Annotated in this window: 14 protein-coding genes; 9 read left to right on the top strand and 5 right to left on the bottom strand. The window is 52.2% G+C overall.

Annotated elements, in window-relative coordinates:
* Positions 1-762: 762 nt before the first annotated feature.
* From oppA to M8370_RS10225, 6 genes are all read left to right on the top strand, one after another.
* Complete coding sequence (oppA, locus tag M8370_RS10250) at positions 763-2394, top strand: oligopeptide ABC transporter substrate-binding protein OppA (RefSeq protein WP_250020910.1); 1632 nt, start codon at positions 763-765, stop codon at positions 2392-2394.
* Between the two features lie 83 nt (positions 2395-2477).
* Complete coding sequence (gene oppB / locus M8370_RS10245) at positions 2478-3398, top strand: oligopeptide ABC transporter permease OppB (RefSeq protein ID WP_013096271.1); 921 nt, start codon at positions 2478-2480, stop codon at positions 3396-3398.
* A 12-nt stretch (positions 3399-3410) separates the two neighbouring features.
* Positions 3411-4319, top strand: coding sequence for an oligopeptide ABC transporter permease OppC (oppC, locus tag M8370_RS10240; RefSeq protein ID WP_013096272.1), 909 nt, complete (start codon positions 3411-3413; stop codon positions 4317-4319).
* Between the two features lie 11 nt (positions 4320-4330).
* A complete protein-coding gene (locus M8370_RS10235) occupies positions 4331-5344 on the top strand; it encodes an ABC transporter ATP-binding protein (protein WP_013096273.1) in 1014 nt (337 codons plus the stop codon).
* Complete coding sequence (oppF, locus tag M8370_RS10230) at positions 5341-6345, top strand: murein tripeptide/oligopeptide ABC transporter ATP-binding protein OppF (protein ID WP_020690924.1); 1005 nt, start codon at positions 5341-5343, stop codon at positions 6343-6345. The genes M8370_RS10235 and oppF overlap by 4 nt, the downstream gene beginning before the upstream one ends.
* A gap of 14 nt (positions 6346-6359) precedes the next feature.
* Positions 6360-7229, top strand: a complete 870-nt coding sequence (locus M8370_RS10225) for an ion transporter (protein WP_250020904.1) — start codon at positions 6360-6362, stop codon at positions 7227-7229.
* 29 nt (positions 7230-7258) lie between these two features.
* On the opposite strand, the gene M8370_RS10220 is transcribed toward M8370_RS10225, so the two are convergent.
* Complete coding sequence (locus tag M8370_RS10220; protein WP_013096276.1) at positions 7259-7588, bottom strand: HI1450 family dsDNA-mimic protein; 330 nt, start codon at positions 7586-7588, stop codon at positions 7259-7261.
* A gap of 33 nt (positions 7589-7621) precedes the next feature.
* On the bottom strand, positions 7622-9082 hold the full coding sequence (cls, locus tag M8370_RS10215) for a cardiolipin synthase (RefSeq protein ID WP_020690926.1): 1461 nt from the start codon (positions 9080-9082) through the stop codon (positions 7622-7624).
* A gap of 144 nt (positions 9083-9226) precedes the next feature.
* Here cls and M8370_RS10210 point away from each other — a divergent pair, with 144 nt between their 5' ends.
* Positions 9227-9400 carry a YciY family protein gene (locus M8370_RS10210; RefSeq protein WP_086528096.1) on the top strand — a complete coding sequence of 58 codons (174 nt, stop codon included), beginning with the start codon at positions 9227-9229 and terminating at the stop codon, positions 9398-9400.
* Positions 9401-9507: 107 nt separating this feature from the next.
* Positions 9508-10143: a leucine efflux protein LeuE gene (gene leuE, locus M8370_RS10205; protein ID WP_013096278.1), complete on the top strand. Its 636-nt coding sequence runs from the start codon at positions 9508-9510 to the stop codon at positions 10141-10143.
* A 35-nt stretch (positions 10144-10178) separates the two neighbouring features.
* On the opposite strand, the gene M8370_RS10200 is transcribed toward leuE, so the two are convergent.
* Complete coding sequence (locus M8370_RS10200) at positions 10179-10475, bottom strand: YciI family protein (RefSeq protein WP_040022181.1); 297 nt, start codon at positions 10473-10475, stop codon at positions 10179-10181.
* A gap of 220 nt (positions 10476-10695) precedes the next feature.
* Here M8370_RS10200 and tonB point away from each other — a divergent pair, with 220 nt between their 5' ends.
* Entirely contained in the window at positions 10696-11415 is a 720-nt protein-coding gene (gene tonB / locus M8370_RS10195) for a TonB system transport protein TonB (protein ID WP_023620261.1), read from the top strand.
* 38 nt (positions 11416-11453) lie between these two features.
* Here tonB and yciA read toward each other — a convergent pair whose 3' ends face one another.
* Together yciA and M8370_RS10185 are read right to left on the bottom strand one after the other, a co-directional pair.
* Positions 11454-11849, bottom strand: a complete 396-nt coding sequence (yciA, locus tag M8370_RS10190) for an acyl-CoA thioester hydrolase YciA (protein ID WP_013096281.1) — start codon at positions 11847-11849, stop codon at positions 11454-11456.
* Positions 11850-11954: 105 nt separating this feature from the next.
* Positions 11955-12494, bottom strand: coding sequence for a septation protein A (locus M8370_RS10185; RefSeq protein WP_013096282.1), 540 nt, complete (start codon positions 12492-12494; stop codon positions 11955-11957).
* Positions 12495-12543 lie beyond the last annotated feature (49 nt).

The following is a 12543-nucleotide window of genomic DNA, read 5'->3' as shown; positions in this document are numbered from 1 at the left end:
TACGAAAGAACGGAGCCAACGGCTCCGTTTTTTTACGTGAATATCAGCAAATCATATAAATAAAGTTGAAATGCTTACCTGCCATAATAAATTCTACTAATAATGTTCAATTCTTATATTTCAACAAGTTATTAATCCCACCGTTTCCCGCCTGCACAGAAAACCTGCGATCATTCTGTTATTTTACTCACACGATACTCTGGGGCTTGCTGAGTGATAACCGAAATGATATTAGTTAATCCACGTTCCCTTAGAGGAATGTGCTAAATAATAATCAGTTGTTAAATTTTTGTACAAAATGACGTGATGGTAGCGCAGCGACGCGCGCAGAGAGACTGATTTCTTTATCTCTTTGAATGAAAAGATTTTTCTTGTCCTTTCATGTCAGGCAGGGCTGCCCTCAACGATTTAGTACACTTCGTAAAAGAGAATTGCTTAACAAATTTGCAAAATGTATTGGCGTGCGTTTACGCCTTTTGATACTTTCCGGCCTAATATTTTGCGGCATAAAACAAGAAGATGAGAATTATTTTCATATAGTCATCTTCGCGAATATCCAACACATGTCTCAGACAGGGGAGACGTGTAAAGAATCGACGCAAGACGGCCATACGAGCGGTCAGTAATAAAGAAGTCGGTGATAGCAAGAAGTAAAAAAAGAACCTGACAGCAGCAAAAAAAACTCCTGCGCTGTACAGGCCCCAACAGGGGATTACACAGCTGGCGAAGGCCAGTAATTATAATGAGTGGAGTACCAACACAATGTCCATCATCACAAAAAAAAATCTGGTAGCGGCGGGGATTTTAACTGCGCTAATCGCGGGCAACGCTGCAATGGCTGCGGACGTGCCTGCAGGGGTACAGCTGGCTGAGAAGCAGACGCTGGTACGTAACAACGGGGCGGAAGTTCAGTCTCTTGATCCGCATAAAATTGAGGGCGTGCCAGAGTCAAACGTCAACCGCGACCTGTTTGAAGGGCTGCTGGTCACTGACGTAGAAGGCCACCCGGCGCCGGGTGTCGCCGAAAAGTGGGAAAACAAAGATTTTAAAGTCTGGACCTTCCATCTGCGCAAAGATGCTAAATGGTCCGACGGTACACCGGTTACCGCCGAAGATTTCGTTTACAGCTGGCAGCGCCTGGCGAATCCAAACACCGCCTCTCCGTATGCGAGCTATCTGCAATATGGCCATATCGCCAATATCGATGACATCATCGCCGGTAAAAAACCGGTCACCGATCTGGGTGTAAAAGCGATTGATGCCAACACGTTTGAAGTGACGTTGAGCGAACCTGTTCCGTACTTCTATAAGCTGCTGGTTCACCCGTCTGTCTCCCCGGTACCGAAATCCGCAGTGGAAAAATTCGGTGAAAAATGGACCCAGCCTGCCAATATTGTGACCAACGGTGCTTATAAACTGAAAGACTGGGTGGTCAACGAACGTATGGTTCTGGAGCGTAACCCGCAATACTGGGATAACGCCAAAACCGTGATTAACCAGGTGACCTACCTGCCAATCTCTTCTGAAGTTACTGACGTGAACCGCTACCGCAGCGGTGAAATCGACATGACCTATAACAACATGCCGATTGAACTGTTCCAGAAACTGAAGAAAGAGATCCCGAAAGAAGTTCACGTCGATCCATACCTGTGTACTTATTACTACGAAATTAACAACCAGAAAGCACCGTTCACCGACGTACGTGTCCGTACGGCGCTGAAGCTGGCACTGGATCGCGATATCATCGTGAACAAAGTGAAAAACCAGGGCGATCTGCCAGCCTACAGCTACACTCCACCGTACACCGACGGCATGAAACTGGTTGAGCCTGAGTGGTTCAAGTGGGCACAGGAAAAACGTAACGAAGAAGCGAAAAAACTGCTGGCCGAAGCGGGGTATACCGCAGATAAGCCGCTGACGTTTAACCTGCTGTACAACACGTCCGATCTGCATAAAAAACTGGCGATTGCCGTTGCCTCTATCTGGAAGAAAAACCTGGGCGCGAACGTTAAGCTGGAAAACCAGGAGTGGAAAACCTTCCTGGATACCCGTCATCAGGGCACCTTTGACGTGGCGCGTGCAGGCTGGTGTGCGGACTATAATGAACCGACATCCTTCCTGAATACCATGCTCAGCGACAGCTCGAACAACACGGCGCACTATAAGAGCCCGGCATTCGATAAGCTTATCGCTGAAACGCTGCAGGTTACTGACGATGCAAAACGCGCAGACCTGTACGCCAAAGCAGAACAACAACTCGATAAAGACTCGGCAATTGTACCGGTTTACTACTACGTGAACGCCCGCCTGGTGAAACCATGGGTTGGCGGCTATACCGGTAAAGACCCGTTGGATAATATTTCCGTTAAGAATCTTTATATTATCAAGCATTAATGGCAATACGTGGGGCGGGCCTGGCTTGCCCCACTGTGTCTACTTTGTAACATTCATCAGGCACACGCCAGAAGGTACGGGCAATGTTGAAATTTATCCTGCGTCGCTGTTTAGAAGCGATACCAACGTTATTTATTCTAATTACAATTTCCTTCTTTATGATGCGTCTCGCGCCGGGAAGTCCATTCACGGGTGAACGTACGCTGCCACCTGAAGTGATGGCGAATATCGAAGCGAAATATCATTTAAACGATCCTATCTCCACGCAATACTTCAACTATCTGAAGCAACTGGCGCATGGCGATTTCGGGCCGTCATTCAAATATAAAGACTATTCCGTTAACGACCTGGTGGCGTCCAGCTTCCCGGTATCGGCAAAACTGGGTGCTGCGGCATTCTTGTTGGCCGTGGTTCTCGGGGTCACCGCAGGCGTTATCGCCGCGCTTAAACAAAATACCAAATGGGATTATACGGTAATGGGGGTCGCAATGACCGGGGTGGTTATCCCCAGCTTCGTTGTCGCGCCGTTACTGGTGATGATATTTGCCATCACGCTGAAATGGCTGCCCGGCGGCGGCTGGAACGGCGGGGCACTGAAATTCATGATTTTACCGATGGTGGCGCTTTCTCTGGCTTACATCGCCAGTATCGCGCGTATCACCCGTGGTTCGATGATTGAAGTGTTACATTCAAACTTCATCCGTACCGCGCGCGCGAAAGGGTTGCCGATGCGCCGGATTATCTTCCGCCATGCGCTCAAGCCGGCTCTGTTACCTGTGCTCTCGTACATGGGACCGGCGTTCGTCGGTATTATTACCGGTTCAATGGTTATTGAAACCATCTACGGTCTGCCAGGTATTGGCCAGCTGTTTGTTAACGGTGCCCTCAACCGCGACTATTCCCTGGTGCTGAGCCTGACGATCCTTGTGGGTGCGTTGACCATTCTCTTTAACGCTGTTGTCGATGTGCTGTATGCCGTTATCGACCCGAAAATCCGTTACTAACTGGAGCACGCCATGATGTTGAGTAAGAAAAACAGCGAGGCGCTGGAAAACTTCAGTGAAAAACTGGAAGTCGAAGGTCGTAGCCTCTGGCAGGACGCCCGCCGTCGCTTTATGCATAACCGCGCAGCGGTCGCCAGTCTGGTTGTTCTGGTGCTGATCGCGCTGTTTGTGACCCTGGCGCCGATGCTGTCGCAATTCACCTATTTCGATACGGACTGGGGCATGATGTCCAGCGCGCCGGATATGGAGTCCGGCCACTACTTTGGTACGGACTCGTCCGGCCGTGACCTGCTGGTCCGCGTTGCCATTGGGGGCCGTATTTCATTGATGGTGGGGATTGCAGCAGCGCTGGTGGCCGTGATCGTCGGCACGCTCTATGGCTCGCTCTCCGGCTATCTCGGCGGGAAAGTGGACTCGGTCATGATGCGTCTGCTGGAGATTTTAAACTCCTTCCCGTTCATGTTCTTCGTGATCCTGCTGGTGACCTTCTTCGGCCAGAACATCCTGTTGATCTTCGTGGCCATCGGCATGGTTTCCTGGCTGGATATGGCGCGTATCGTACGTGGCCAGACGCTGAGCCTTAAACGCAAAGAGTTTATCGAAGCGGCGCAGGTGGGGGGGGTATCGACAGGGAATATCGTTGTCCGCCACATTGTTCCTAACGTACTGGGCGTGGTGGTGGTGTATGCCTCACTGCTGGTACCAAGCATGATCCTGTTTGAATCCTTCCTGAGCTTCCTTGGGCTGGGCACGCAAGAGCCGCTGAGCAGTTGGGGCGCGCTGTTGAGCGATGGCGCAAACTCAATGGAAGTTTCACCGTGGCTGCTGTTATACCCGGCGGGTTTCCTGGTCGTGACCCTGTTCTGTTTCAACTTTATCGGCGATGGCCTGCGTGATGCCCTCGACCCGAAAGACCGTTAAGGAGCGCCGTCATGACAATTATTGAAACGGCAACTGCGCCACAGGCGCAACAGCGGAGTGACCTTCTGCTGGATGTAAACGATCTCCGTGTCACCTTTAAGACACCGGACGGTGATGTCACCGCCGTAAACGATCTCAACTTCAACCTGCGCGCGGGTGAAACGCTGGGTATCGTGGGCGAATCCGGCTCCGGGAAATCTCAGACGGCGTTCGCGCTGATGGGGCTGCTGGCCGCAAACGGTGTGATTGGCGGATCCGCCAAATTCAACGGACGCGAGATCCTCAACCTGCCTGAACACGAGCTGAACAAGCTGCGTGCTGAGCAGATTTCGATGATTTTCCAGGATCCGATGACCTCGTTGAACCCGTACATGCGCGTCGGTGAGCAACTGATGGAAGTCCTGATGCTGCACAAAGGGTTGAGCAAAGCTGAAGCCTTTGAAGAGTCCGTCAAAATGCTCGATGCGGTAAAAATGCCGGAGGCGCGTAAGCGCATGCGCATGTTCCCGCATGAGTTCTCTGGCGGTATGCGTCAGCGTGTGATGATTGCCATGGCGCTGCTGTGTCGTCCAAAACTGCTGATTGCCGATGAACCGACCACCGCGCTGGATGTGACCGTCCAGGCGCAAATCATGACCCTGCTGAACGAGCTTAAGCGTGAGTTCAACACGGCGATTATCATGATCACCCACGATTTGGGCGTGGTTGCCGGTATCTGTGACAAAGTGCTGGTGATGTATGCTGGTCGTACGATGGAATATGGCAAAGCGCGCGATGTTTTCTATCAGCCTGCGCATCCGTACTCGATCGGCCTGTTGAATGCGGTGCCACGTCTTGATGCGGAAGGGGAATCCCTGTTGACCATTCCGGGCAACCCGCCAAACCTGCTGCGCCTGCCGAAAGGCTGCCCGTTCCAGCCGCGCTGCCCGCACGCGATGGAGATTTGTAACAGCGCTCCGCCGCTGGAAGAGTTTGCACCAGGCCGTCTGCGCGCATGCTTTAAGCCGCAGGAGGAGCTGGTATGAACGCATTAGATGAAAAAAGAAATGTGCTGCTCGAAATTGCCGATCTTAAAGTGCATTTCGACATCAAAGACGGTAAACAGTGGTTCTGGCAGCCGCCCAAGACCCTGAAAGCTGTGGATGGCGTAACGCTTCGTCTGTATGAAGGGGAAACGCTGGGCGTGGTGGGTGAGTCCGGCTGCGGTAAATCGACCTTTGCGCGTGCCATTATCGGTCTGGTGAAAGCGACCGGTGGTAAAGTGGCATGGCTGGGTAAAGATCTGCTGGGGATGAAGCCCGAAGAGTGGCGCGACGTACGCAGCGATATCCAGATGATATTCCAGGATCCGCTGGCGTCCTTAAACCCGCGTATGACCATTGGTGAAATCATTGCCGAGCCGCTGCGGACCTATCATCCGAAGATGCCACGTCAGGAAGTACGCGATCGTGTTAAGGCGATGATGATGAAAGTGGGGCTGCTGCCAAACCTCATCAACCGCTATCCGCACGAATTCTCCGGCGGCCAGTGTCAGCGTATCGGTATTGCCCGCGCGTTAATCCTTGAGCCGAAGCTGATCATCTGCGATGAGCCTGTCTCCGCGCTGGACGTGTCGATTCAGGCGCAGGTGGTTAACCTGCTGCAGAAGCTGCAGCGTGAGATGGGGCTGTCGCTGATCTTCATTGCGCACGACCTGGCGGTGGTGAAGCACATTTCTGACCGCGTACTGGTTATGTACCTGGGCCATGCCGTGGAGCTGGGCACCTATGATGAGGTGTACCACAATCCACTGCACCCCTACACCAAAGCGCTGATGTCCGCGGTGCCAATTCCCGATCCCGATCTGGAAAAAAATAAAACCATCCAGCTGCTGGAAGGCGAATTGCCGTCGCCGATTAATCCGCCATCAGGCTGCGTGTTCCGTACGCGATGCCCACTGGCCGGGCCGGAGTGTGCGAAAACACGACCGGTTCTGGAAGGCAGTTTCCGACATGCGGTTTCCTGCCTGAAAGTAGACCCGTTATAATCGCAAGGGCTGACATGATGTCAGCCCTTATTTTTTGCGAGGTTACCGTGTCGAGTCTATTCACCTCAGCCCGTCGGCGGCTTTATCATTTTTTATTCGATCCTAAAACGATATCCGGACGCCGCTTCGAAGGGATCTGCGGACTGTTTGCACTCATCAGCGTGGTGGTTATTTTCTTTGAATCGGGAGCCGGGACGCAGTATCACCTGACCTATGATGAATGGCATATTTTTGTCTGGATCGAACTGATTATTACCCTGGTCTTTACTGCTGAATATCTGCTGCGGGTCGTCTGCTGGCCCAACCCGGCGAGATATGTTTTCAGCTTCTGGGGATTTATCGATTTAGCCACCGTCCTGCCGCTCTATGTCATGTGGTTGTGGCCGGAGATTAGCCTGAGCTATGTCTTTGCATGGCGGGCGATGCGCGTTATTCGTGTATTACGTATTCTGAAATTGCTGCGTTTTATGCCGCCTCTGCGGGTCTTCTGGAGCGCAATAGTCAGTGCCCGGCATCAGCTCATTCTGTTTTACTCGTTTATCGCGATCGTCATGATTGTTTTCGGTGCGTTGATGTACCTGATAGAAGGGCCAAAATATGGCTTCACAACGCTGAATGCCTCTGTGTATTGGGCCATTGTCACCGTCACGACCGTTGGCTACGGGGATATCACGCCGCACACGCCGCTTGGACGTATCGTCGCATCGTTGCTGATTCTGATTGGGTATTCGGTGATTGCCATTCCGACAGGTCTTATCACAACCCATATGAGCAGCGCATTTCAGAGCCGCAAACAGCAGCGAAAATGTCCGGGTTGTCACCAGGCTGAACATGAGCTTAACGCCCGCTACTGTAACCGTTGCGGGAGTGCGCTACCGGATTAAACAAAAAAGGCTGCATCCGCAGCCTTTTACTATTCGCGCCAGATGATATGGCACAGCTTATGGTCTTTCTCGCGGCAGAGCAGCACGCGGGCGAAGATGTCATTAATTTCGCCACCATCTTCATCTGCCAGCCCAATCACCACTTCGGCAAAGAAGTCAGGATTGAGATCGTAATCCACGTGCTCAGCCCAGTCTTCTGCAGGGTCGAATAACTCCGCGCCGCCGCGCTCTTCGAACTGCAGATTAAAGAGGATCACATCTGCGGGATCGAGGTTATCAACCGCCAGTTCGAGAAAAATGTCATAGGCCTGCTCGAGCGTTTCGTCTTCGGTCAGGCGATTGTTCAGATCCATTTCCATGATGACTACCTGTTAAACATCGTTGGGCACGTTTTACAGCAACGGACTAAAGAAGTAAAACAGTCGTTCAGCAATTCTCTGCCACAGCGGACGTTTTACCCACAGCCGGGCATCCAGCAGACGCGAACGGGAGATATAATCGTCCTGTACCGCCGCCAGATCACCGCCGAATCCGGCATCATCAATGACCAGCGTGATTTCAAAGTTTAACCACAGGCTGCGCATATCCAGGTTTACCGTGCCCACCAGACTTAACTCACCGTCCACGAGGACGCTTTTGGTATGCAGGAGCCCGCCTTCAAACTGGTAGATTTTTACCCCGGCGGCAAGCAGTTCGCTAAAGAACGCGCGGCTGGCCCAGCCCACCAGAAGCGAGTCATTTTTGCGTGGCAGAATGATGCTGACATCGACACCGCGCTGTGCTGCGGTGCAGATTGCGTGCAGCAGGTCATCGCTCGGAACGAAGTAGGGCGTGGTCATGATCAGATATTCACGCGCCGCGTAAGTGGCGGTCAGTAGCGCCTGATGGATTAAATCCTCCGGGAAACCCGGCCCGGAGGCAATGGTATGGATGGTATGTCCGCTGGCCTCTTCAAAGGGCATGATATTGCCATCCGGTGGCGGCGGGAGAATACGCTTACCGGTTTCTATCTCCCAGTCGCAGGAATAGACAATCCCCATGGAGGTGGCGATAGGCCCTTCCATCCTTGCCATCAGGTCAATCCACTGGCCAACCCCCGAGTCCTGCTTGAAGAAGCGGGGGTCAACCATGTTCATGCTGCCGGTATAGGCAATATAGTTGTCGATCATGATCATCTTGCGGTGCTGGCGAAGATCCATCCGGCGCAGGAAAACGCGCAGTAAATTGACCTTTAACGCCTCCACCACTTCGATGCCGGCATTACGCATCATCCCTGCCCAGGGGCTACGGAAAAAGGCGACGCTACCTGCGGAGTCGAGCATCAAACGGCAGTGAATGCCACGACGTGCGGCAGCCATCAGCGATTCCGCCACCTGGTCTGCCATCCCGCCGGGCTGCCAGATATAGAACACCATCTCGATATTGTGACGAGCCAGTTGAATATCGCGGATCAAGGCCTGCATGACGTCATCAGAAGAGGTCAGCAACTGGAGCTGATTGCCTTTTACCCCACCAATACCTTGTCTGAGTTCGCACAGTTTAAATAATGAGGAGGCAACGCTGCTGTTTTCTTCTGCGAAGATGTGTTTACAGGCTTTAAGATCGCTCAGCCATTTGGCGGTGGAAGGCCACATGGCCCGGGCACGCTCGGCACGACGCTTGCCCAGATGAAGTTCACCGAAAGAGAGATAGGCAATAATTCCTACCAGCGGCAGGATATAAATTATAAGAAGCCAGGCCATGGCAGAGGGTACGGCTCTGCGCTTCATCAGGATGCGCAATGTCACACCCGCGATTAACAGCCAGTATCCCAGAATGACCAGCCAACTCACCACGGTGTAGAAGGTTGTCATAGGTAAAAAAATCCTTTTGAAAGCGTATTGTTATGAGTGTACGCATCAGGAATTATCTGGCAAATAAAAACGCCAGGTAAAAGCGCTGGTTTGCTGCAGGGTTGGGTTTATAATGGCCTCTCTTTTAAAGAAAGAGTTGTAGACATGAAGCGCAGTAGAACTGAAGTAGGGCGCTGGCGCATGTTGCGACAGGTGAACCGTCGTAAGGCTCGTTGGCTGGAAGCACAATCCCGCCGCAATATGCGTATACACGCCATCAGGAAATGTGGAATGACCCGGCACCGCAACGCGTTGCTGTTCGCAGTCCAGGATTTCTGAGAACCATCAGGGCACCGCAAGGTGCCCAATGATTTTATGGCGTCTGGTTGTTGGGAATAGCGTCTTTGCAGCGCTATTCCTGTTGTGTTGAGCAAAAGGAGGGAGAAGTGTTTGCGGAGTTTGGCGTACTGAATTTCTGGACATACGTTGTCGGCGCATTTTTTATCGTGCTGGTGCCAGGGCCGAATACTTTGTTTGTGCTGAAAACCGGGATTGGTCACGGCGTTAAAAAAGGGTATCTCGCCGCCACCGGCGTGTTTATCGGCGATGCCGTACTGATGTTCCTGGCCTGGGCGGGCGTTGCCGCGTTAATTCAGACCACACCGGTACTGTTTAATATCGTACGTTATTTAGGTGCTTTTTATCTGCTGTGGCTGGGCGGTAAAATGCTTTGGTCGGTTATTACCCGTCAGAATAATACACATGAAAGCGGTACCGAGCCTGCCAGCATGATCATGAAACGCTCGCTGGTATTGAGCCTGACGAACCCGAAAGCGATTCTGTTCTACGTCTCGTTCTTTGTTCAGTTTATCGATGTGAATGCGAAGAATACCGGTACCTCTTTCCTGATCCTCGCGACCACGCTTGAGCTAATAAGCTTTATGTATATGAGCTTCCTGATCTTCTCAGGCGCTTTTGTCACACGTTATCTGAAAACGAAAAAGAAACTGGCAAAGCTGGGGAACGGCCTGATAGGACTGTTGTTTGTCGGGTTTGCGGCGCGGTTAGCATCGCTGCATTGATTGAAAGAAAGGCTCCTGAGGGAGCCTTTTTGGTATCAGAACACTTTCTTGTACGGCCGAACCGCCACTTTCGCATACACACCCGCAGCAACGTACGGATCGGCATCGGCCCAGGCCTGAGCGGCCTCCAGGGATTCAAACTCGGCAATCACCGTGGAGCCAGAAAAACCGGCAGCACCCGGATCGTTGCTGTCGACGGCCGGCATAGGGCCCGCAGTCAGTAAACGCCCTTCATCCTGCAGCAACTGTAAGCGTGCGAGGTGAGCAGGGCGTACAGACTGGCGTTTTTCCAGGGAATCAGCGACATCTTCAGAGTAAATCACGTAAAACACGGTGAAGCTCCTTAACCATTAAAAGTGTCAGTTACGTTATGTGAAAGGACAACTGACTGCAATGTAAAATAAAAACAATGTTAATACCCTGATCTGAATGCCTCTTTTTTGGCCTCTCCCGCGCCTAAATTGCGCCAGAACAAAGTGTCTTATTGAATATGATTGCTATTTGCATTTAAAATCAGGATTCGGTTTTTTAACGTTGATGATTATGACTTCGATGACCCTTGATTTACCTCGCCGCTTTCCCTGGCCGACGCTGCTTTCTGTCGTGATTCACGGTGCTGTCGTGGCGGGTTTGCTCTATACCTCGGTTCATCAGGTTATTGAAATGCCAGCGCCTTCGCAGCCCATTTCAGTGACGATGGTCTCGCCTGCGGATCTTGAGCCGCCGCAGGTTGCACCACCGCCGCAGCCGGTTGCTGAGCCAGAACCAGAACCTGAGCCGGTTCCGGAGCCACCAAAGGAAGCGCCGGTGGTGATCCATAAGCCAGAACCCAAACCGAAGCCTAAGCCGAAACCAAAACCGGTGAAAAAGGTGGAGGAGCGCCCTAAACGGGAAGAACGTCCGGTTGAACCACGCGCTACGCAGAGGGTAGAAAACACAGCGCCTTCGCGTCCGTTGATGAATAACACGCCCGCGACCGCAAAACCGACGCCAACCGCGCCCGCTGGCCCGCGCGCCGTGAGCCGCAACCAGCCGCAATATCCTCCTCGTGCTCAGGCGTTGCGCATTGAAGGTCGCGTGCGGGTCAAATTTGACGTCACCCCGGACGGGCGTGTTGATAACGTGGAAATCTTGTCTGCTCAGCCTTCAAATATGTTTGAGCGTGAAGTGAAATCGGCGATGCGCAGATGGCGTTATGAGCCAGGCAAACCAGGCAGTGGGTTGATCGTTAATATTGTTTTCCGCCTGAACGGCGGGGCGCAGATGGAATAAGAAAAGCCTCCGAAAGGAGGCTTTTTTATGCCTGAAGATCAGGCCTGAGGCAGCTGGCGGGGTTTGCCCTCGCTATCGACTGCCACATAAATAAACAGCGCTTCTGTTGCTTTATAACGCTGTCCAATCGGTTCAGATGAGACCTTCTTCACCCAGACTTCAATGTTAATGGAAATGGAAGTATTACCGCGCTTGACGCAGCGTGCATAGCAGCAGACCACATCACCCACCGCGACCGGGCGCAGGAAGGTCATCCCATCCACCCGGACGGTCACAACGCGACCATGCGCGATCTCTTTTGCCAGAATTGCGCCGCCCATATCCATTTGCGACATCAGCCAGCCGCCAAAAATATCGCCATTGGCATTCGTGTCCGCAGGCATTGCCAGTGTGCGTAAAACCAGTTCGCCCTGAGGGGCGTCATTTGTTGTCATTGTTTTAAACTCGTAACTGAAGACTTCAGGCGGGATGCTACTATGATTTTTGGCAGGAGAGAATAGACCAGAACGCCTGTTGTGCACGTTCTGGTCGGGGATTCATCAGTGTTTATCATCCTGCGGCATGTGCCGGTAGATATAGACACCGCTTAACAGAGTGAAGATGAGCGTCAGCGCCGTCAGGCCAAAGACCTTGAAGTTGACCCAGATATTCTGCGGCAGCCAGAAGGCGATGTAGATATTCGCCAGGCCGCAAAGAATAAAGAACAGCGCCCAGGCGATATTCAGACGAGACCATACTTCCTGTGGCAGCGTCAGCTCTTTACCCAGCATGCGCTGGATCAGGGGTTTTTTCATTACCCACTGGCTGATCAGCAATGCACCGGCAAACAGCGCGTAAATCACGGTGACTTTCCATTTAATGAATTCATCGTTATGGAAGAACAGCGTCAGCCCACCGAACACGGCCACCAGTGCGAACGTAATCAGAGCCATTTTTTCGACTTTACGATAGCGAACCCAGCTGTAGATCAGCACGATAGCGGTAGCAACGATCAGCGCCATCGTGGCTGCATAAATGTCATACAGCTTATAAAACGCGAAAAACACGACCAGCGGTAAAAAATCAAGAAACTGCTTCATTCTGTGATTCCATCTTCTGTGTGTGGCCGGGGGCTGTGATGCACCCGGC

The organism is Enterobacter cloacae complex sp. OE43NF, assembly GCF_023544405.1.
Classification (GTDB): Bacteria; Pseudomonadota; Gammaproteobacteria; order Enterobacterales; family Enterobacteriaceae; genus Enterobacter; species Enterobacter cloacae.
The sequence above is the reverse complement of the archived record's forward strand: the minus strand, read 5'-3'. Positions and strand labels throughout refer to the sequence as shown.